Source organism: Anaerotruncus sp. 1XD42-93 (genome assembly GCF_009917605.1).
Taxonomy (GTDB): domain Bacteria; phylum Bacillota; class Clostridia; order Oscillospirales; family Ruminococcaceae; genus Anaerotruncus.
The window spans coordinates 1-19,691 of record NZ_QZEG01000017.1 but is presented as its reverse complement, the minus strand read 5'-3'; the positions used below and the strand labels follow the sequence as shown (position 1 = coordinate 19,691).

Annotated in this window: 17 protein-coding genes and 1 riboswitch; of the genes, 9 read left to right on the top strand and 8 right to left on the bottom strand. The window is 57.0% G+C overall.

The genetic code is table 11. The features are described 5' to 3' along the window. Nucleotides 1-270 precede the first annotated feature (270 nt). Nucleotides 271-840, bottom strand: a complete 570-nt coding sequence (locus D5269_RS08435) for a uracil-DNA glycosylase (RefSeq protein WP_120485006.1) — start codon at nt 838-840, stop codon at nt 271-273. A 176-nt stretch (nt 841-1,016) separates the two neighbouring features. Between D5269_RS08435 and D5269_RS08430 the strand changes: the two genes are divergently transcribed. The 3 genes from D5269_RS08430 (at nt 1,017) to thiT (ending at nt 4,154) form a co-directional block, all read left to right on the top strand. Beyond that, complete coding sequence (locus D5269_RS08430) at nt 1,017-1,592, top strand: phosphate propanoyltransferase (RefSeq protein WP_016315710.1); 576 nt, start codon at nt 1,017-1,019, stop codon at nt 1,590-1,592. A 163-nt stretch (nt 1,593-1,755) separates the two neighbouring features. Then, nucleotides 1,756-3,096, top strand: coding sequence for a sodium-dependent transporter (locus tag D5269_RS08425; RefSeq protein WP_166545158.1), 1,341 nt, complete (start codon nt 1,756-1,758; stop codon nt 3,094-3,096). 323 nt (nt 3,097-3,419) lie between these two features. Beyond that, a riboswitch (TPP riboswitch) is annotated at nt 3,420-3,532 on the top strand. Nucleotides 3,533-3,593: 61 nt separating this feature from the next. Next, nucleotides 3,594-4,154, top strand: coding sequence for an energy-coupled thiamine transporter ThiT (thiT, locus tag D5269_RS08420; RefSeq protein WP_016315712.1), 561 nt, complete (start codon nt 3,594-3,596; stop codon nt 4,152-4,154). Between the two features lie 434 nt (nt 4,155-4,588). Here the strand turns inward: thiT and D5269_RS08415 are convergent, their stop codons facing one another. The 7 genes from D5269_RS08415 to D5269_RS08385 form a co-directional block, all read right to left on the bottom strand. Then, nucleotides 4,589-6,496, bottom strand: coding sequence for a YgiQ family radical SAM protein (locus tag D5269_RS08415; RefSeq protein WP_242829006.1), 1,908 nt, complete (start codon nt 6,494-6,496; stop codon nt 4,589-4,591). A gap of 166 nt (nt 6,497-6,662) precedes the next feature. Further along, complete coding sequence (locus tag D5269_RS08410; RefSeq protein ID WP_120485004.1) at nt 6,663-9,482, bottom strand: DNA translocase FtsK 4TM domain-containing protein; 2,820 nt, start codon at nt 9,480-9,482, stop codon at nt 6,663-6,665. A gap of 182 nt (nt 9,483-9,664) precedes the next feature. After that, the gene (locus tag D5269_RS08405; protein WP_120485003.1) at nt 9,665-10,540 is read right to left on the bottom strand and encodes an undecaprenyl-diphosphate phosphatase; all 876 of its coding nucleotides are present in this window, start codon (nt 10,538-10,540) and stop codon (nt 9,665-9,667) included. Between the two features lie 11 nt (nt 10,541-10,551). Then, a complete protein-coding gene (locus D5269_RS08400; protein WP_016315717.1) occupies nt 10,552-10,764 on the bottom strand; it encodes a YlzJ-like family protein in 213 nt (70 codons plus the stop codon). After that, nucleotides 10,761-11,396, bottom strand: coding sequence for an ATP-dependent Clp protease proteolytic subunit (locus D5269_RS08395; RefSeq protein ID WP_242829010.1), 636 nt, complete (start codon nt 11,394-11,396; stop codon nt 10,761-10,763). Before D5269_RS08395 ends, D5269_RS08400 begins: the two co-directional genes overlap by 4 nt. A 433-nt stretch (nt 11,397-11,829) precedes the next feature. Beyond that, entirely contained in the window at nt 11,830-12,672 is an 843-nt protein-coding gene (locus tag D5269_RS08390) for a sugar phosphate isomerase/epimerase family protein (protein ID WP_120485001.1), read from the bottom strand. Nucleotides 12,673-12,690: 18 nt separating this feature from the next. Then, on the bottom strand, nt 12,691-13,203 hold the full coding sequence (locus D5269_RS08385) for an ureidoglycolate lyase (RefSeq protein ID WP_016315741.1): 513 nt from the start codon (nt 13,201-13,203) through the stop codon (nt 12,691-12,693). 300 nt (nt 13,204-13,503) lie between these two features. Here D5269_RS08385 and D5269_RS08380 point away from each other — a divergent pair, with 300 nt between their 5' ends. From D5269_RS08380 to D5269_RS08355, 6 genes are all read left to right on the top strand, one after another. Further along, nucleotides 13,504-14,583 carry an alpha-hydroxy-acid oxidizing protein gene (locus tag D5269_RS08380; RefSeq protein WP_243126740.1) on the top strand — a complete coding sequence of 360 codons (1,080 nt, stop codon included), beginning with the start codon at nt 13,504-13,506 and terminating at the stop codon, nt 14,581-14,583. Nucleotides 14,584-14,656: 73 nt separating this feature from the next. Continuing rightward, nucleotides 14,657-15,619: an acetamidase/formamidase family protein gene (locus D5269_RS08375; protein WP_120484999.1), complete on the top strand. Its 963-nt coding sequence runs from the start codon at nt 14,657-14,659 to the stop codon at nt 15,617-15,619. A 34-nt stretch (nt 15,620-15,653) separates the two neighbouring features. Further along, nucleotides 15,654-16,619, top strand: a complete 966-nt coding sequence (locus D5269_RS08370; RefSeq protein ID WP_120484998.1) for an acetamidase/formamidase family protein — start codon at nt 15,654-15,656, stop codon at nt 16,617-16,619. A gap of 28 nt (nt 16,620-16,647) precedes the next feature. Beyond that, on the top strand, nt 16,648-17,616 hold the full coding sequence (locus D5269_RS08365) for an acetamidase/formamidase family protein (protein WP_016315745.1): 969 nt from the start codon (nt 16,648-16,650) through the stop codon (nt 17,614-17,616). Nucleotides 17,617-17,643: 27 nt separating this feature from the next. After that, entirely contained in the window at nt 17,644-18,150 is a 507-nt protein-coding gene (locus D5269_RS08360) for an ureidoglycolate lyase (protein ID WP_120484997.1), read from the top strand. 14 nt (nt 18,151-18,164) lie between these two features. Then, nucleotides 18,165-19,580, top strand: coding sequence for a sugar ABC transporter ATP-binding protein (locus D5269_RS08355; protein WP_120484996.1), 1,416 nt, complete (start codon nt 18,165-18,167; stop codon nt 19,578-19,580). Nucleotides 19,581-19,691 lie beyond the last annotated feature (111 nt).

Sequence of the window (19,691 nt, the reverse complement as noted above, 5' to 3'; positions counted from 1 at the left end):
CTTGCGGGATAGGGGTCGGCGACCCCTCCCCGCAGGCCCCACCCCGGCAAGCTGGACGGATTTCTTCTTTTCTCAATTTAAAGTTTTACTCAATTTTTTTCAAAAAATTGCGGTTTCCAAAGGCAGAGCCTTTGGTCGCTCATCGCAATGAGCGAAATATTTTATCCTGTGAAGCGCGTTTTTCGGGTGAATTGCCGCTCAAAAAGCGGCAAGAGGGGGCTTTTTGCAAGTGAAAAAGCCCCCTTGCATAAATAAATACGAAACAGGTTCTCAGACCGGAATTCCCAGCTCGTCGATCTTCTCCCGCAGTTTGAGAAAATCTTCGAGCGAATCCGGCTTGTTGACCGGGTTGCGCAGCAGCGCCGCCGGATGGAAGGTTCCCATCATCAAAATCCCGTTGCGCTCGAAAAAGGTGCCATGCTGCCGGGTGACTTTAAATTTGGGGTCGATCAGGGAGCATGCGGAAACCCGTCCAAGGCAGACGATAATCTTCGGGCGGAGCAGGTAAACCTGATTGCGCAGATACCCCATGCAGGCGTCCATCTCGTCCCGCTCGGGGTCACGGTTTTTGGGCGGACGGCATTTGACCATGTTTGCGATATAGACATTGGTTTCGCGTGAAAGATCTATGTGCGCCAGCAGCTTGTCGAGAAGCTGCCCGCCCCGCCCGACAAACGGAATCCCCTGTAAGTCCTCGTTTTCGCCCGGGCCTTCTCCAATAAACATCACCTTGGCATGTGGGTTTCCCACCCCAAAGACCACATTGGTCCGGGTTTCGTGCAGCTTACAGTTTTTGCAGGAGAGCACCGTCTCGCGGAGCTGGTCAAAATTTTCGATCATGTTGGTTACCCCCTTGGCGGTTGCGTTCTGGTTGGATTGTTTTTTCAAGTATAGCACAAGCGGGCCGGAAAGGGAAGATTGTTAATTGTATGACAATACTTGCAAAATGTGTCCACAAAAGGTAGAATAAAAGGAGGAAATCCCCAATTTTTAAACTACAGGAGGATGAAATCAGTATGGCTGAAAAATTCATTGTTGAAACTTCCGCGCGCCATGTTCATGTTACCCAAGAGCATCTGGAGATTCTGTTTGGGAAGGGCGCTGAACTGCACTATAAAAAGGAACTTTCCCAGCCGGGACAGTATGCCTGCGAGGAGCGGGTGGATGTTGTAGGCGCAAAAAAGACCCAGAAAAACGTCTCGATCCTCGGCCCCTGCCGTTCGGCAACCCAGGTTGAGCTTTCCCTGACCGACGCGCGCGCGATCGGCGTTGATGCGCCGATCCGGGAATCGGGCGATGTCAAAGGTTCCGGCTCCTGCAAACTGGTCGGTCCCTGCGGCGAGGTCGAGCTGACCGAAGGGGTCATCGCTGCGAAACGCCACATCCATTTTGACCCGCAGTCCGCAGAGAGCTGGGGCGTCAAGGATAAAGAGACCGTTTCGGTCAAGATTGACACCAACGGCCGTTCGCTGGTCTTTGGCGACGTTGTCTGCCGCGTCCATCCTGATTTCCGTCCGGCCATGCATATCGACACCGATGAGTCCAATGCCGCTGCCTGTGCGGGCGAGGTCATGGGTGAGATCGTAAAGTAAAGAATCCGGAATATTTCGTCTGGCAAAACCGGAAAAACACCGCGGCAGGGTGCTGCGGTGTTTTTGTCTTATCATATCGGATTTCTTTGGCCCTCTGACTGGATTTTTCCAGACAGATGCGTTATAATGAAAAACACACTTTAAATGGTCAAAGAGGTGCAACATGTCAAACCAACAGATAAAGGGTGGCCATGAGCCGCAGAATGGGCAGTTTCGCAGCAGGATCGGGTTTATTATGGCGTCGGTAGGCTCCGCGGTCGGGATGGGAAATATCTGGATGTTCCCTTACCGGCTTGGGCAGTACGGCGGCGCCGCATTCCTGATCCCGTATTTTTTGTTCGTCGCACTTTTTGGTGCGGTGGGGCTTTCCGGTGAGTTTGCCTTCGGGCGGCTGACCGGTACAGGCCCGATCGGCTCCTATGACTACGCGATGGAATCCCGCGGCAGGAAGGGTGGAAAAGTTCTGGGCGCAATCCCATTGTTCGGATCGCTCGGCATCGCGATTGGTTATGCGGTAATCGTCGGCTGGGTGCTGCGCTCGCTCTCCGGGGCAGTCACCGGCGGCCTTTTCGCGCAGGATGCAGAACATTTTTTTGCCGGTATGACCGGGCCTTTTGGCAATATCCCCTGGCATGTCGCGGTCATCCTTCTGGCGGTGGTGATCCTCGCCAGCGGGGTTATCAAGGGGATCGAGAAAGTCAACAAGATTATGATGCCATCGTTTTTTCTCCTGTTTCTGGTCATTGCGGTGCGGGTGGCTTTCCTGCCCGGTGCAATGGAGGGCTATGCCTATCTGCTGATTCCCAAATGGAGCGCCCTGCTTGACCCCTACACCTGGGTTATGGCGATGGGACAAGCATTCTTTTCCCTCTCGATCACCGGGTCCGGCATGATTATCTACGGCAGCTATCTTTCCAAAAAGGAGGACATCCCACATGCCTCCGCGCTGACCGCTGTTCTGGATACGCTGGCAGCGCTGGTATCAGGGTTTGCGGTGATCCCGGCTGTATTCGCGTTCGGGCTTGACCCGCAGGCCGGTCCGCCGCTGATCTTTATCACTCTGCCGAAGGTGTTTGCGCGGATGCCTGCCGGGCAGCTCTTTGCGGTGCTCTTTTTCCTGTCGATCCTCTTTGCCGGTACCACTTCTCTGGTCAATATGTTCGAGGTTGTCTGCGAAGCGGCCCAGCGCCATCTGCGCCTGCATCGGCTCCCTGCGCTTGCGCTGGTGGGCGGGACCGCATTTGCAGCTGGGGTGTTCATTGAGTATGAACCTTACCTCGGAAGATGGATGGATGCAATTACCATCTGGGTGGTCCCGATCGGTGCGGTGATCGGTGCAGCCATGATCTATTGGGTGCTGGGGCTGCCGGCGATCAAAAAGGAGCTGATGACCGGGCGGGAAAAGCCGCTCTTCCCCGGGTTCGATTTTCTCGCCAAGTATCTCTACGTCCTGCTTGCCGCAGTGGTTGTGGTGCTCGGCGTGGTGTTCGGCGGAATCGGCTGACCGGCTCCTGCCCGGGAGCCATAAGAGGGAGCTTTTCCCGCCTGCGCCGGTCTTTAGACCGGCGCAGCGGCAGGAGCAGAGATAGTGGGCGCCCCGCGCGGTAAACCCGGGACATAGCCAATCCCCTTGGGGGCCTTTTCGAGAATCTGAGAAGCGATGAACGGTGTTGGGGTTCCATCCCGGGACAACAGATGGTCATAAACGCTTTCTCCACTGGGGATGTGAAGTATCTAAACATAAACTTTAAAATGTATGCATCCCCTTTTTGCGATTTTTTTCTTTACAAATCTGTCGAAATCCTGTATAATACAGAAAACAAAAAAGGCCACATGCAGGGGTGCTGGAGGAATCCGGCTGTGATTGATCGTAGTCCCGATCAGATCCCTTAGAACCTGATCTGGGTAATGCCAGCGTAGGAAGCAGTTGCGAAACTTCGTTTACGCCGCAGGGATTGCCTGTGGCGTTTTTTGTTGCATCAACAAAAAGGAGTGGTTTTTGTGACTGTCAAAACCCGAAAGCTCACCCATTGCGCGCTGATGATCGCGCTCGCCCTGGTACTCTCGATGATAAAGCTGTTCCATCTTCCAAATGGAGGATCGGTCACCCCGGCAAGTATGGCGCCGATCATCCTGATTTCCCTGATGTATGAACCAAAATGGGCGTTTTTCACCTCGTTTGCATATTCCCTGGTACAGATGGTGGAGGGATTCTACCCGCCGCCGGTGCAGACGTTCGGAAATTTTGTGCTTGTAATCCTGCTCGATTATGTGCTTGCCTTCGGGGCGCTCGGGGTCGCTGGGACAGTAGCCCGCCGGTTTGGGGAAAAGAAGGTCCTGGGCGCATCGGTTGGCACGATCACTGCGATCTTTGTACGGCTGTTTTGCAGTTTCCTTTCGGGCGTCGTCATTTGGGGCGTCTATGCACCAGAGGGGACGCCGGTCTGGCTCTATTCGTTAAGTGTCAACGGAACGGTTATGGTTGGTGAGATGATTACCACTACCGTCGCTATCGCGATCCTGGTCAAGCTGCTGCCGCTTGACAGGTTCAAGGCGCAGTAAGACAGGGGCAGGCGCAAGGGGCCTTCCTTGGGGCTATGAGGAGGGGGAACCCTGACCCAAACCGCACCTATCGCTTCCCGGGCTTCGGCGTGATGCGCAGGAAAAGATGCCAAACAGATTCTAAGAGACGGTTCCGTATCTTTGGAAGGGGGCTTTTTCACTTGCAAAAAGCCCCCTCTTGCCGCTACGCGGCAATTCACCCGAAAAAAGCGCTTCACAGGATAAAGCGTTCCGCGCTCATCTCGCGCTAAGAGCCCGCCTTCGGCGGGTTGCGCTCGAAACGCTTCGCTGCGGCTCGCAGTGCGGAGCGCGTCGGGGGCTCTGCCCCTCGACCCCGCAATTTTTTGAAAAAAATTGAGTAAAACTTTAGGTGCTGAACAGATTCTAAGACAGACAGTCCACCCGGATTTCCGGATGGACTGTCTGTTTGGCGTTTACCGGCCCCTGCCGCGCCGCCCGCGCGGTGGGGACTGGTTCTTTTTGATCTTTTTTCCGTTCCGTTGTCTTCGATCAGCTTCGGCCGCTGGCGTGGCAGGACGGGCGGTGTGGTTCCGATCGGGAGGAATCAAGCAGTTTGGTCCGTTGCCAATCAGATCCTCCCGTCCGGCTTTTTTCAGTGCAGCCAGCACCGCCCTTCGATTTTCCGGTTTGAAATATTGCAAGAGGGAACGCTGGAGCCATTTGTCCTCCTGGGAGGTCGGGACATAAACCGGCTTGAGGGTGTACGGGTCCAAACCGGTATGGAACATGCAGGTCGAGATCGTGCCGGGAGTGGGATAAAAGTCCTGCACCTGTTCAGGCCGCATCCGATGCTTTTTCAGAAAGAGCGCCAGATTGATCGCGTCTTTCAGGGTGGAACCGGGATGGGAAGAGATCATATAGGGTACGAGGTACTGTTCCTTGCCGACCTCCTTGGTAATCCGGTAGAAACGCTCGGCAAACTTTTCGTAAACGCCGATATGGGGCTTTCCCATGCAGTCGAGCACGTTGGGGCTGCAATGCTCCGGTGCGACCTTGAGCTGCCCACTGACGTGATAGGCGAGCAGTTCGCGCATAAACCGGTCATCCTTTTCAAGCATCATGTAGTCGTACCGCAGGCCCGACCGCACAAATACCCGCCGTACCCCTTTGATCTGACGCAGGCGGCGGAGCAGATCGAGGTATTCGCTGTGATCGACCTGCAAGGCTGGACACGGGGTCGGGGCAAGGCATTTCCGGTCGGGGCAGGACCCTTTGGAGAGCTGTTTTTTGCAGGATGGGTGCCGGAAGTTTGCGGACGGACCGCCCACATCACTGATGATCCCCTTGAAGCGGGGATTCTGCACAAAGCTTTCCGCCTCGCGAAGGATGGATTCAGGGCTTCGGCAGGTGACAGTGCTGCCCTGATGGAATGCGATCGAACAGAAATTGCAGCTTCCAAAGCAGCCGCGGTTATGCATGATCGAAAATTCTACCTCCTGAATCGCGGCGACACCGCCCTGTGCTTCATAGCTGGGGTGGTACATCCGCTCGAACGGCAGCGCAAACACCGCGTCCAGTTCCTCGGTGGTGAGCGGGAGCGCCGGTTCGGTCTGGACGAGATAGAGGTCGTCCCCATGTTTCTGGATGATCTTGCGGCCGCGCACCGCATCCTGTTCGGTGATCTCGGTATAAGCTGCTTTGGCGTAGGAGAGCTTGTTCTCCCGAACCTTTGCGTAGGAGGCGACGGAAACCGCGTCGGTTGGAAGCCCCAGCTGGTTGGCCAGGTAGCAGACCCCCCTGCATCGGATACTGCCTGCCGGCACGCCCTGTGCCAGTTCGCGCGCGATATGTGCAGTCTGATGCTCCCCCATCCCAAAGATGAGCAGGTCAGCGTTGCTGTCCAGCAGGATCGACGGCAGGACGGTATCTGACCAATAGTCGTAGTGCGCAAAACGGCGCATCGAGGCTTCGAGCCCACCAATTACGATCTGCGCATCCGGGAACAGGGTGCGGATGCGGTTGCAGTAAACGATAGTAGCGCGGTCGGGACGTCTGCCCGCCTTGCCGCCGGGGGTATAGGCGTCATCACTGCGTCTGCGTTTGGCGGCGGTGTAGTGAGCGACCATCGAGTCGATGTTTCCCCCGGTCACCCACCAGCCGTATCGGGGCGCGCCAAACCGCAGAAAATCCGCGTCTTTGACCGGCTGGGCAATCATCGCAACTTTAAAGCCGAGCGACTCCAACAGGCGGGAGACGATCGCAATACCAAAGCTCGGATGGTCAACATATGCGTCGCCAGTGACACAGATAAAATCGGCCTGCTCCCAGCCGCGTGTACGGAAATCCGCATCTGTCAGGGGTAGAAACATGATAAACCTCATTCCTATTTTTAGAACATCCTCCCGCTTTTGACTGGGAGCTGCCATTCAAAATCTTTCCATCGAAAAAGCCCATTTTTAGCCGTCGGGTATCAACACCGCCCCAAACCCGTGTCTCTCGGGCGGTCGCCCCGGAAAGAATCCCGCAGATTAGATCGCAAAATCAGCTTTAATTGTCCTGCGAAAGCTTCATCTCGGCCCAGCGTTCGGGGGTAATCAGCACCTGGCGCGGCTTGCTCCCCTCGAACGGCCCGACGATTCCGCGGGTCTCCATCTCATCAACGATCCGCGCGGCGCGCGCATAACCCAGCTTGAGCCGCCGCTGGAGCAGAGAAGTGGAGGCCATACCCGCCTCGACCACACATTCGATCGCGGGCATCAGCATCTCGTCCTCCTCGCCTTCCTCCGGTCCTCCGGCATCCGAAGAGGCATTACTGCCGCCCTTTCCGCCTTTGCCCGCAACCACATGGCTGTCGATCTGGTGGACAATTTCGTCGTCGTACAGCGCACACGCGTCGCTCTTGATAAATCCGATGACCGCTTCGATCTCCTCGTCGGTGACGAAGCATCCCTGGACGCGCAGCGGCTTGGAGGAACCGACCGGGTTAAACAGCATATCCCCACGTCCGAGCAGCTTTTCTGCGCCGCCCATGTCGAGGATGGTGCGGGAGTCGATCTGCGAGGAAACCGCAAACGCGATTCGGGAGGGGATATTCGCTTTGATGACACCGGTGATGACATCGACCGAGGGCCGCTGGGTTGCAATGACCAGATGCATCCCGGCCGCGCGCGCCATCTGCGCCAGGCGGCAGATGCTGTCCTCGATCTCGTTCGGTGCAGCCATCATCAGGTCAGCCAGCTCGTCAATGATAATCACGATCTGCGGCAGCGTTTCCATGCCCTCGGTCCTGGCCGCCAGATTGTTGAACGATTTGAGGTCGCGCACCGAGTTGTCCGCGAACAGCTTGTACCGCTTGAGCATCTCGCTGACCGCCCAGGAAAGCGCTCCAGCGGCCTTTTTGGGATCGGTGACAACCGGGACGAGCAGCTGGGGGATGCCGTTATAGATGCCCAGCTCGACCACCTTGGGGTCGATCATCAGGAACCGCACCTCTTCGGGGGTGGACTTAAAGAGCAGGGAGATGATGATGGAGTTGATGCAGACCGATTTTCCGGAACCGGTCGAACCGGCAATCAGCAGATGGGGCATCTTTCCAATGTCGGCAATCGCGATGTTTCCGGCGATGTCCCGCCCCAGTGCGGCGGACAAATGGCTCTCCGAATCGCGGAACACATCCGAATCTATGATCTCCCGGATGGTGACCGCCGAGATCACCTTGTTAGGGACCTCAATGCCCACCGCCGCCTTGTTGGGGATTGGGGCTTCAATGCGCACCCCTGCGGCTGCGAGGTTGAGCGCGATGTCGTCGGCCAGGCCGGTGATCTTGCTGATCTTGACCCCGGCAGACGGCTGGAGCTCATACCGGGTGACCGCCGGCCCGCGTGAGATATCTACAATACGGGTCTGCACCCCGAAGCTGGCGAGGGTATCCACCAGCCGCTGGGCGTTGGCCTTCATCTCGTCGGTGATATCGTTGTCCGACTGCTGGCGCGGTGCGCGCAGCAGGTGCAGCGGCGGAATCCGGTAGACCGGCGGGTCAGGCATCTCTTCGGGCTCGGGCGGGATCGGTTCTTCCTCTATTTCTAGGTCGTGCGGGTCCTCCCGCACCGGCGGCGTACCGCCAGCCTGGTTGACCGTATAGTCCGGTTCCAGCTCGTCCTCGCCCGAAGCAGGGCTATCCGGCAGCGGAGCCGGGGTGTCGGACAGTAGATCAGGGTTATCGGGCAGGATCAGTCCGTCGTAGGGGGAGGGCTCTCGTTCCGGAACCGGAGGCAGCTCCTCTTCCACAGGATCGAATGGTGAACGGATTGCGGGGGCATGTCCCATCGAGAGGGCGGGCCCATCCGGGTCGTCCGACAGGATCGGGATTCCCTCAAAATCCGCCTTGAAGGTGAAGCGGCCGGAATCGGTTGTCGCCTTGCTGACCAGCTCGTCAAGGGTCGGCTCCGGCGGCGGGACAAACTGCATTGGCTCGTCCGAGACGCTGGACGAAAAACGGTCATTCCCCTCCGGGACAAAATCCCCGTCGATCGGGATATCAATTTCGAACCGGGGCTTCTGCGGCTGCGGCTGATCCGCCGGAATCCCCGGCTGTGATGCAGCTGCCTGTGCCGGGGCGTTTTCCTCCGGTTTCTGTTCGGGCTGGCGGGACTCCCACTCCAGCGGGATGTCAATCCGTTTGCGGGCAGGCTGGGCCTGCGGGGGCGGAGCATTTGCCGCGCGTTTGGCCCGGCGCTGTTCCTGAAGCTCCATCTGGCTGGCATAGGTTTCCTCAATCTTGCGGACCGGCTTGGATGCACTGTGTGCCAGTCCGACCAGTGTGCCGCCGGTGACCAGCATCAAAAAGACAAAGATCAGCAGGACGATCGAGATTCCTGCGCCAACCTTACCAAAACAGAGCAGCAGCGGCAGACCGATGATTGCGCCGACCAGCCCCCCGGACTTGACCGCGATCCCCTGAATGATGCATTCCACCAGCATTTCCAGCAGGTTGTCCTCGATAGATTCGGGCACGCCCATCTGGAAAATCTGAAGTGCACCACAGAAAAAAGCGACCAGAAGGGCGCAAAAGACCGCCTGCATCTGGAACGGCTTGTCCGTGGTGAGCAGGATCGCTATGTAGATCAGCGCGGCAGAGACACAGATCGCACCTGCGCCAAACAGGCCGAACAGGGCATTGTGGAGCCAGTTCCAGGCGCTCGCACCTTTAATCAGGGTGAGCGCAGCAAGGAAGATGCCGGATGCAAAGAGGATGACCGCCTGCATCTGATGCTGTGCGCGCTGCTGTGCGGAAGAACGTCTGCGGGAAGAAGGTTTCCTGCCGCGTGAGCCGGAAGAACGTGCCGAAGATTTGCGATTGGTTGCCATAGTGACCCTCCTACAAAAGGATTTAGGACCGGTTCTGTATCCAGAGGTTATCTGAAAAATTGAGAATAGGCCATATTGAAAAGGCTTGTCCGCTGCCGGGGTAAAGAACTGCCTCAAAGGCGTCAAGAGGGGCTTTCTGCAAGAGAAAAAGCCCCTGAAACGGTCTGTCAGCCCTGCCGGGTTTATCCGCCGGACAGCAGGCCCTGGATCGCGTGCCCGGAGAAATTGTCGATTGTGCCGACAATCAGCACAACGATGCCAAGCACAAGCGTATAATACCCAAAATATTTCCATTTACTGTCCCGGACGATCCACTGGACCAGCCTGATTGAGAGGATGCCGAATGCGGCCGAACTGATCAGGCCGGTCAGCAGGATCGGCAGCGGGAGGGTCAGCCCCTCCTGAACGGCATCTCCCACCTCGAGGACGATCGCACCGAGCACTGCCGGGATTCCCAGGATAAACGAATAGGTGACCGCGAAGCTGCGTTCCAGCCCCCAGATCATCCCAACTGAGATGGTGGAGCCGGACCGGGAGATGCCTGGCATGGTGGCGGCGACCTGCACCAGCCCGACCGCGAGTGCATCTTTGGCATTCATGTTTCTGCCGTTTTTGCGCCCGCGGCAGTGTCTGGACGAGAGCAACAGCAGGCAGCCGGTGACCAGGAAGCAGAATCCTTCCACCGTGATGTCGTTATCGGTGGAAAACCCGGCAATCCGGTCCTTGAGCAGCACCATCCCGAAAAGCGGGAGCAGCGAGAGCAAGAGAAACAGAAGCATCCTGCGGGAAGGGGACATCCTGCGGGCATCAAAACGCAGGGTGACAAGGTCCACCAGAAGGGAAAGCCCTTCACAAAACAGTTCCCAGATCGTTCGCCAGAAGACGATGCAGACCGCGATCAGTGTGCCTGCGTGCAGGACGATCGAGAACAGGAATCCGGTTTCACTGCTGTTTCCGGTAAAATACTGGAAAAGCGAAAGATGTCCAGAGCTGGAAACCGGCAGGAATTCAGTGAACCCCTGGATCAGCCCCTGCAGGAATGCTTCAAAGATGGTCATGAAAAAGCTCCTTACTGTCGGTTCTCCGGCGGCATCTGTGCCCCCGGCGTATAGTGCGGGTCCAGATAGAGCCGCGGGTCGGTTGAAATCAGCCGGGAAACTGTGAATCTTCCAGCAGATTTTACTCCTTGTATATAACTGTTATGCGCTTTCCGGTAGCTGTATTCCAGTCCGCCGTCGCTCGGGAAGATCTGCTCAAGCGGAACAATCGAATGGAGAATCATTCTGCCCCCTCCTCGATCATCCCATAAAGGGCGGCAATCACGTCCGACACACCGCCAAGCGCATCAATCAGGCCCTCATCCACTGCGGCCTGTCCATCGAGTACGGTGCCGACGTCCATCACCAGCTCATCCTTGTTCATCATAAGCTGACGGAACCGCTCGGGCGTAATATTCGAGTTGTCGGTGACAAACTTGACGATCCGCTCCTGCATCCGGTCAAAATACGAGAGGGTTTGCGGCACACCAAGTACCAGGCCGTTCATCCGCACCGGGTGGACGGTCATGGTCGCTGAGGGCACAATAAAGCTTTTGCGGGCGCTCACCGCGAGCGGCACACCGATCGAATGTCCTCCGCCCAGCACGAGTGAGACGGTCGGTTTGCGCATCCCGGAGAGCAGCTCTGCGATCGCAAGCCCGGCTTCCACATCGCCGCCCACCGTATTCAGGATGATCACCAGCCCCTCGATTTCGGGATCCTGCTCGACCGCGAGCAGCTGCGGAATCACATGTTCATATTTGGTGGTTTTGTTCTGGGCAGGGAGGATATAATGCCCCTCGATCTGCCCGATGATCGTCAGGCAGTGGATGGTATGCTTGCCCTTTTTGGCGGTGACTCCTCCGATCTGGAGAATCTGGTCCGCCTGCTCGGAAAGCTCCTCTTCCTCGCCCTGTTCCTGTGGGGTTCCAGGTACCGGCTGTTCGTCCGGATGGGGGTTGTTTTGTTCAAATGGATTCAAAATCGTTGCCTCCTTTAAGGAAAATAACGATTTTAGCATCTCCAAAACTCCACCTGCCATACGGCAGAACATACAATCTCATTATAACATTGCCGTACAAAATGTCAAATAAAGATGTGTAAAAAAGCAGGAAAAAGGCCTGTCAGGCGGTTGGGTCTAAAAAATGGGCATGACGCGGGAAACGCCATGCCCATTTTTTTAGGAGGAAAGCATTGAAAAAACCAGAATGATGCTTTTGTTTTCTCACATTGCAGCGTCGGCAGGCATACATTGTATGCCTGCCGACGTTATCGTGATGACTGACAGGCCAGCAGGTGAGGGGGGCGCGTCAGTCTTTGAAGGAGGCTTCGATCAGGGCACGCAGATGCCGGAGTCCCCGTTCGGCGGCGGTGTAACCATCCGGAACCGGGAAACACTCGATCGTCAGGCTGCGCTGGTACCCAATCTCCGAGAGTGCGGACAGGATAGGTCGGAAATCAATCAGGCCCCAGCCAGGATAATAGCGGGTATTGTCTGCCACATGCACATGTCCAAGCTTTTTCCCGCAGTGGAGGATGGGTGTGCGCCAGTCACGCTCTTCCAGATTCATATGGAAGGTGTCCAGATGCACCAGAACCCGGTCGCTTCCGACCCGGTCGATCAGGCCGAGCACGTCGTCTGCGGTCTTGAGGTAGTTGGTCTCAAACCGGTCGATCGCTTCGATGACCAGCTCCCCGTCCACCTTTTCCGCATAATCGGCAAGCTCCCGCATCGAATCGACCATCCAGGCGTCCACCTGTTCAAACGTTTGGGAACTGCCGATCCGGCCGCGCATAGAACCGATGATGACCGGGCAGCCGAGCAGTGCGCCCAGATCAAGCTGCCCTTTCAGGCGCTGGATCGCTGCTTCGCGGACCGAAGGGTCGGAACTGGTGATGCTCAGCCCTTCCATTCCATAAGCCATGCCGGTGCCGATCGACGAGATCTGGATCGGCTTTTTTGCACAGTAATCCTTCATGCGCGGACCGTCCACCTGCTCGGGGGTGCGGATATGCAGTTCGATGCTGTCGAACCCTTTTTTGCAGAGCCAGTCGATCGACTGGTAAAAATCTGAGGTGACAATCGGGAAAGGGGAACCGGCGGGCGCCCCCATCGCCACTGTCGCCCCGATCAGAAAGGGAGAAGCGTTCATCTTCAGCGCCTCCCGTGGTTACACCAGCACTTCCAGCACTTCGCCCGCTGGATATTTATGTACATCCACGTCATTTGCGGAGGTGTTCTCGGCAAAGCTGCAGATGATCCTGGAATCCCCGCCGACCGGCATCGGGGTCCAGTGCCAGACGCCGGTATCCACGACAACCCCCTGCCGGGTGTTGATGAGGAACGCCTCGGCTTCGTTGATATCCGGTTCCTCCTGCGGGTCAAGCCCCTTGTTCTTGGAAAAGACAATAATAATGGGATTGGTGAGCGGGACCATCAGCTCCTGTGTGTGGTAATGACGCTCCATGTTGACCGTCCGGTAGGGACGCTGATAGAGGGTGGATACCCCGATCTGGAAGATGCCGGAATCGCACTGATAGGTGCAGAGCTTGGGGAAAAAGTCAAACCGGTCGGAGCTGCGCAGCTCGTAGTTCTCGGGCTTTTCAGGCAGGTCGATCACCGTACCATAGGGCGCAAAGGCTTCCTGGGTGAGTGGCTGTACCGGGATCTGACGGATTGACATAGAAAAAACCTCCTTTTTGAAATCCAAAAATTGATTAAAAATTGATCGAAAGAATCTCTACTTTTAACATAGATGATAACAATTAGGGGAGATTAAGTCAAGCGTTTTTTGAAAAAAATCGGATTTATAGTCGAAAATACAAAAATATTTTGTATAAACAGTACAAAAAAGAGACGAGGTAGAAAAAATAAAGCGATTTTTGTCTATCTTAACGATTGAAATGGTTTTGATAATAATATATCATAAAAAGCATCAAGTGTTATCAAACGCGCAAACATGAAGAAAGTTGAGGTGTGAACTGTGGAAGCACTACGTCCCGCGGACAGGATGAACTATAGAGAGGTTCTACAGGAGCTTGAGGGGGTTATGCAGAACGCCCGGCAGTATATGATGCCAAAATGCCGCGCCTGCCGCATCTGCAACAGCCAGAACTGTAAGATGATCCCGACCGAACGCTCCGGGTCGGCAATCCGCAACTACGACAAATTACAGCAGATTCGTCTGGTATATGACACGATCTATGAAGGCGGAGATGGCAGCGAGATTGACAGCTCGGTCGAACTGTTTGGGCACCGGTTTCGTGCGCCGATTATGTCGGGGGCGTATGGGCATGTCTCCAGCTTCAATCCCTCCACCCACTTTTCGGGAGATTACGACTTCACCAAAGCGTTGCTTGATGGGGTGATGGCGGCCGGCTGCTTTGGCTGGACCCCTGATACGATGGGTGAGGGGGCTTACACCGAACCGCTGCGCTGCCTGCGGGAGCATGGCGGAGTGGGCATCCCGGCGATCAAATCCTGGTCGCCCGAGATCATCCGGGAAAAAATCCGGATGGCAGAGGATGCAGGGGTCATGGCGGTCGGGCATGATATCGACTGCGTGGGTCTGGCCTACCTTTCGGTCAACGGCAAGGGAAAAACCTATCCCAAGTCCGCACAGCAGCTTCGGGAGATTTTTTCGATCACCAAAAAACCGTTCATCCTCAAAGGGATCATGAGTGCGCGGGGTGCGCTCAAAGCGGTCGAGGCGGGTGCCACAGGGATCGTTATTTCCAATCACGCGGGAAACACGATGGACCAGTCGCTTTCGACGATCGAGGTGCTCGAGGAAATACGGAATGCGGTCGGGGACAAGCTGCTCCTGATTATTGACGGCGGTTTCCGCCATGGCGAGGATGTCTTTAAGGCGCTTGCGCTGGGCGCGGATGCGGTGCTGATCGGGCGTCCGTATATCGTGGTTGCCGAGGGCGGCGAGGCGCGCGGCGTTGAACTATATACCCAGAAGCTGGTCTGGGAACTCCAAAACGCGATGCGTATGACCGGCTGCCGTACCTTGAAAGACATCACCCGCGATAAGGTTGTAGTGACCAAAGAGTTTTAAAAACTGCCTGTAGGGATTTGCAGCGATTTTGAATCAGAAAGGATACAAGTCAGGACAGAAAGGGAGGTTCGGCATGGGAGAAATTTTGAAGATTGGGATGGAACATAAAAAGTTCGCATTCGATCGGGAGGCAAAGCCGGTTGCGACGATCCATTCGGGGGACCGTGTCGTGTTCGAAACCGAGGACGCGAATTGCAGCCTGATTACCAAGGAGACAGACCTTTGGGCAGAGTTTCCGAAACTCTACGCCAAGGGGGGCGGCTGCAACCCGGTGACCGGGCCGGTTTATGTCGAAGGGGCCCATCCGGGGGACTGCCTCTCGGTAAAAATCCTGCGGGTGGTGCCGGGTTTCATCCGGAACGGTGGCTATACCTCGATCTATTCCGGGCTGGGCATGTTGCAGGACTGCAAAGGATCGCTCCAGCAGCCGCTGGAACCGCGCACCAAAATCTGCCCGATTGAAGGGGACGAAATCCACTTCAAACTGCACAATTCGGATGATTACCTGAAACTTCCGGTGCGGGCATTTGTGGGGACGATCGGCGTAGCGCCCAAGGAGGACCGCCGTTCCTCGTTCTATCAGGGGCAGGACTGGTGCGGCAATGTCGACATCTGTGACATCCGTGTGGGCACGACGGTGGTGCTGCCGGTCCATGTGGAGGGTGCGCTCTTCTCGATCGGTGACATCCATGCCCTTCAGGGGGATGGCGAGATCACCGGATGCGCACTCGAGTGCCAGGGGGTCGTGGAAGTACAGATCGACGTGGTTTCCGCTGAAGAGGTGCACTATTGCGACTGGCCGCAGGCCAACACTGACGAGTGGATCGGTGCAATCGCCTGTCTGGGCTACCGCAACCTGAGCGAAGCGGTCCGGACCGGTTATACCGAGCTGATCCGCCGGATGGAAAAGGAGTACGGCATGGATCAGCTGGACAGCTACCAGCTCCTCAACCTGATGGGCGAAGTGCAGGTGGGCAACGGTTCGAGCTGCCTGTGCAAGATCAGCCGGAAGGTGCTCGAGCGGCATCGCAAATGACAGGGATCAAGCAACTTGGAATGGAGGGGAAACGGTGAGCCAAATTGTAAAATTGGGGATGGAGCACAGGAAATTCGCGTTTGACAAGGATCTCCCGCCTGCTGCCACCATCCGTTCGGGGGATACGGTGATCCTGGAGACCGAGGACGCAAATTGCAGCCTCATCACCAAGGAGACCGATCTGTGGCCCGAATTCAAGAAAATCTACGAAACCGCAGGCGGCTGCAACCCGGTGACCGGACCGATCTATGTGGAAGGGGCGAAAGAGGGGGACAACCTCGCGGTCGAGATCAAGCGGGTGGTGCCCGGATTTGCCCGGGGCGGCGGCTATACCTCGATCCAGAGCGGCGTGGGCTCGCTTGAGGACATCAACGGCACGATCCAGAAGCCGCTGGGCGCGAAAACCCGCATCCTCAAGATCGAAAACGATGAGATTATCTATAAGCTGGACAACAACGAGGAGTATATCAAAATCCCGGTAGCGCCGTTCGTCGGCACCATCGGGGTGGCCCCCAAATACGACCGGCGCGCCTCGTTCTACAAGGGCCGCGAGTGGTGCGGCAACGTCGACTGCCCGGATGTCAAGGTTGGTTCGACCGTCCTGCTGCCGGTGCATGTCGAAGGTGCGCTCCTCTCGATGGGGGATGTACACGGCGTACAGGGCGATGGTGAGATCACCGGATGTGCGCTCGAGTGCCAGGGGATCATTGAAGCAACCGTCCGGCTGATCCCCAAGGAGCAGTCTACCTATCTGACCTGGCCGCAGGTGGACAGCGATGAGTGGATCGGGGTGATCTCGATCGCCAACCGCGGGCGCCTGACCAATGCGATGGCCAATGGCTATGTCGAGCTTGCCAAGCGGATGGAACTGGAATACGGCATCCCGCTCTGCGACGGCTATATGATCCTGAATCTGGCGGGAAAGATGCGGGTCGGCAACGGGGGAAGCTGTGTCTGCCGGATCGACCGCAAGCTGCTGGAAAAATACCGTCTGAAATGAGCCGGTGGAGAAAGGGAGTGTGTCAGATTTGAGCAAAACAGTGAGGCTCGGTATCGAGCAGAGACAATTTTCCTATGAGAAAAAGACACCGCCGGCAGTAACCATACAGTCGGGCGACACCGTGATCTTTGAGACCGAGGATGCAAACTGCGGCCTGATCCGCAAGGAGACCGACCTCTGGCCGGAATTTGAGAAGATTTACGAAGCGGCGGGCGGCTGCAACCCGGTGACCGGCCCGGTCTATGTGGAAGGGGCGAAGGAAGGGGACTGCCTCGCGGTGGAAATCCTTGAAGTCACCCCGGGCCTGGCCTTCCAGGGCGGCTATACCTCGATCCAGAGCGGCGTAGGGGTGCTGGAGGACATACTCGGCACCTTCCAGGAGCCGCTTGAAGCCAAAACCCGCATCTGCCCGTTCAAGGACGGGAAGATTACCATGAAGCTCGAGGAGCCGGGCGCACATCTGGAAATCCCGATGTCCCCGTTTGTCGGTTCGATCGGGGTGGCTCCCAAATATGACCGGCGGGCTTCGTTCTATCAGGGTTCGGAATGGTGCGGCAATATCGACCTGCCGGAGGTCCGCCCGGGTGCTACGGTGGTACTCCCGGTCAATGTCGAAGGCGGGCTGCTCTCGGTCGGCGATGTGCACGCCTGCCAGGGCGACGGCGAAATCACCGGATGCGCGCTCGAGTGCCAGGGGACCGTCAAGGTCCGGGTGACCCTGCTCTCCCGGGAGGAGGCGCATTATGTCGGGTGCCCGCAGGTCAACACCGACGAATGGATCGGCTCGATCGGCCTGCCCAACTGCTCCGACCTGACTGCGGCCATGAAGATCGGCTATACCGATCTGGTGCGCCGGATGGAACGGGAGTTCGGGATCGCCCAGTGTGATGGATACATGCTGCTGAACCTCGCGGGTGAGGTGCGCGTGGGCAACGAGATGAGCTGCCTGTGCAGGATCAACCGGCGTTTTCTGAAAAAGTATATCGATCAGGCTTGACCTGACAACGAAAGGAGAGACACCACCATGAGCGTTCTGAATATACAGGCGCAGCCTCTGACAAGGGAAGCGTTCGCCCCCTACGGGACCGCAATCTGCATCCCGACCGACGGCAACCCCGACCGTCCAACCGACCGGTTCAATTTCTGGCCGAAGCTGAGCCTCTATCAGTGCGATTCGGGTATCTTCCAGATCGGGGTTTCGACCTTTTTCAAGCGCCCGTTCCGGACGGTCAACATGGAGCGGCATTTCAAGACCGAGGAGTTTATGACCCCGCTGACCGGCCCGATCGTGATTGTCTTCTGCCCGAACAAACAGGTGGACGGCAAGGACCAGCCCGACTACCAGAAGGCGGAGGCGTTCCTGATTACCGAAAAGCAGGCGGTGGTCGTCGGCAAGGAGGTCTGGCACTGGACCCCCATGCCGCTCGAGAATGAAACCTCGATCATCTGCAGCTTTGCGGAGGATACCCAGAAATACGATCTGGACGTACAGTCCCTGCCCTCCGGGGAGGTTGTACAGGTTGTCCTGTGAAAGAGGGTTGGACAATGGCGAATATGGATTATCTGGTAATTGAGGACATCCATAAGAGTTTCTACGGGGTGGAAGTCCTGAAGGGGGTCAGCTTCTCGGCGGCGTCCGGGGAGGTACACGGGCTGCTCGGCGGCAATGGCGCGGGAAAGTCCACCCTGATGAATGTGCTCGGCGGACTTTATACCAAGGATTCCGGACGCATCTGCATCAACGGGCAGGAGGTCCAGATTCACGACACCAAGGCGGCGGAGCGCGCGGGAATCGCGTTCATCCATCAGGAGCTGAAGCTGTTTGACCTGCGCAGCGTGGCGGAGAATATCATGATCTCCAACCTGCCGGTCAAAGGGCCCTTCCGCCTGATAGACGATAAAAAGAAAAACGAGATGGCGAAAAAGTATCTCGACGAGGTGGGGCTGAATGTCGAGCCGACCACCCGCCTCGGGGAACTGAGCATCGCGGAACAGCAGCAGGTCGAGATTGCCAAGGCGCTCTCGCTCGACGCGAAAATCCTGATCTTCGACGAGCCGACCTCCTCGCTGACCAACCGCGAAACCCGCATCCTGTTCGAGATCATCCGCAAGCTCAAGGCGGGCGGGGCGTGCATCATCTATATCTCGCACAAATCGGACGAGATTTTTGAAATCTGCGACAAGGTGACTGTCCTGCGAAACGGCGAGAACGTCGGCACGCTGGACACCAAGGCCGCGACCAACGATGAGCTGGTCAGCCTGATTATCGGGCGAAAGCTGGAACAGTATTTCCCCCAGCTCCCGCCCGCACCAGGGGAGGACGCCCCGAAGGTGCTTGAGGTGAAAGACCTTGTCAACCGCAAGCTGGCGGGGGTCTCGTTCAGCCTGCGCAAGGGGGAAATCCTCGGCCTGTTCGGGCTGGTGGGCGCGGGGCGCTCGGAAACTGCGCGGGCGATCTTCGGGCTGGACTACCTCGCCTCGGGGGAAATCTATATTGAGGGGAACAAGGTCAAACTGGGTTCCCCGCACCGGGCGATGAAAAACGGGATCAGCTTTTTGACCGAAAACCGCCGGGAAGAGGGGCTTGTGCTCAAAATGGACATCCGGCGCAACCTGACCTTCCCGATCCTCGACCGGATCAGCGTGCCGGGAGCGGGCTATGTCCGCCGCAAAAAGGAGATGGGGCTGGTCAAGGATGCGTTCAGCCGGTTCCTCATCAAGGCGACCGGTCCGGAACAGCGGTCGGGCACCCTCTCGGGCGGCAACCAGCAGAAGGTGGTCCTGTCCAAGTGGTTCATGACCGAATCCAAGGTGCTGATTCTGGATGAGCCGACCCGCGGCGTGGATGTCGGCGCCAAGGCGGAGATCTACGAGCTGATTACCGAGATGGTAAGCAAGGGGCTTTCGGTCATTGTCAGCGCCAGTAATAAAATGAAAGAAAACGCCGAGGAAAAAATGTAGTTTTGTGGCGGAGGAGGCGAAAAAAAGATAGACTCCCAAGAGGGCGAAAAAGAGCCCGGAAAGGGAGTCAGGAAATGAAAGGAGCACAGTGGATGGATATCCGAAGCGACA

Bases quoted from the DNA above. Each gene is read 5' to 3' on its own strand.
- D5269_RS08385 (WP_016315741.1), bottom strand. From the start codon at position 13,203: ATGTCAATCCGTCAGATCCCGGTACAGCCACTCACCCAGGAAGCCTTT.
- D5269_RS08415 (WP_242829006.1), bottom strand. From the start codon at position 6,496: ATGAGGTTTATCATGTTTCTACCCCTGACAGATGCGGATTTCCGTACA.
- D5269_RS08360 (WP_120484997.1), top strand. From the start codon at position 17,644: ATGAGCGTTCTGAATATACAGGCGCAGCCTCTGACAAGGGAAGCGTTC.
- D5269_RS08400 (WP_016315717.1), bottom strand. From the start codon at position 10,764: ATGATTCTCCATTCGATTGTTCCGCTTGAGCAGATCTTCCCGAGCGAC.
- D5269_RS08425 (WP_166545158.1), top strand. From the start codon at position 1,756: ATGTCAAACCAACAGATAAAGGGTGGCCATGAGCCGCAGAATGGGCAG.
- D5269_RS08410 (WP_120485004.1), bottom strand. From the start codon at position 9,482: ATGGCAACCAATCGCAAATCTTCGGCACGTTCTTCCGGCTCACGCGGC.
- D5269_RS08390 (WP_120485001.1), bottom strand. From the start codon at position 12,672: ATGAACGCTTCTCCCTTTCTGATCGGGGCGACAGTGGCGATGGGGGCG.
- D5269_RS08375 (WP_120484999.1), top strand. From the start codon at position 14,657: ATGGGAGAAATTTTGAAGATTGGGATGGAACATAAAAAGTTCGCATTC.
- D5269_RS08355 (WP_120484996.1), top strand. From the start codon at position 18,165: ATGGCGAATATGGATTATCTGGTAATTGAGGACATCCATAAGAGTTTC.
- D5269_RS08405 (WP_120485003.1), bottom strand. From the start codon at position 10,540: ATGACCATCTTTGAAGCATTCCTGCAGGGGCTGATCCAGGGGTTCACT.
- D5269_RS08435 (WP_120485006.1), bottom strand. From the start codon at position 840: ATGATCGAAAATTTTGACCAGCTCCGCGAGACGGTGCTCTCCTGCAAA.
- D5269_RS08430 (WP_016315710.1), top strand. From the start codon at position 1,017: ATGGCTGAAAAATTCATTGTTGAAACTTCCGCGCGCCATGTTCATGTT.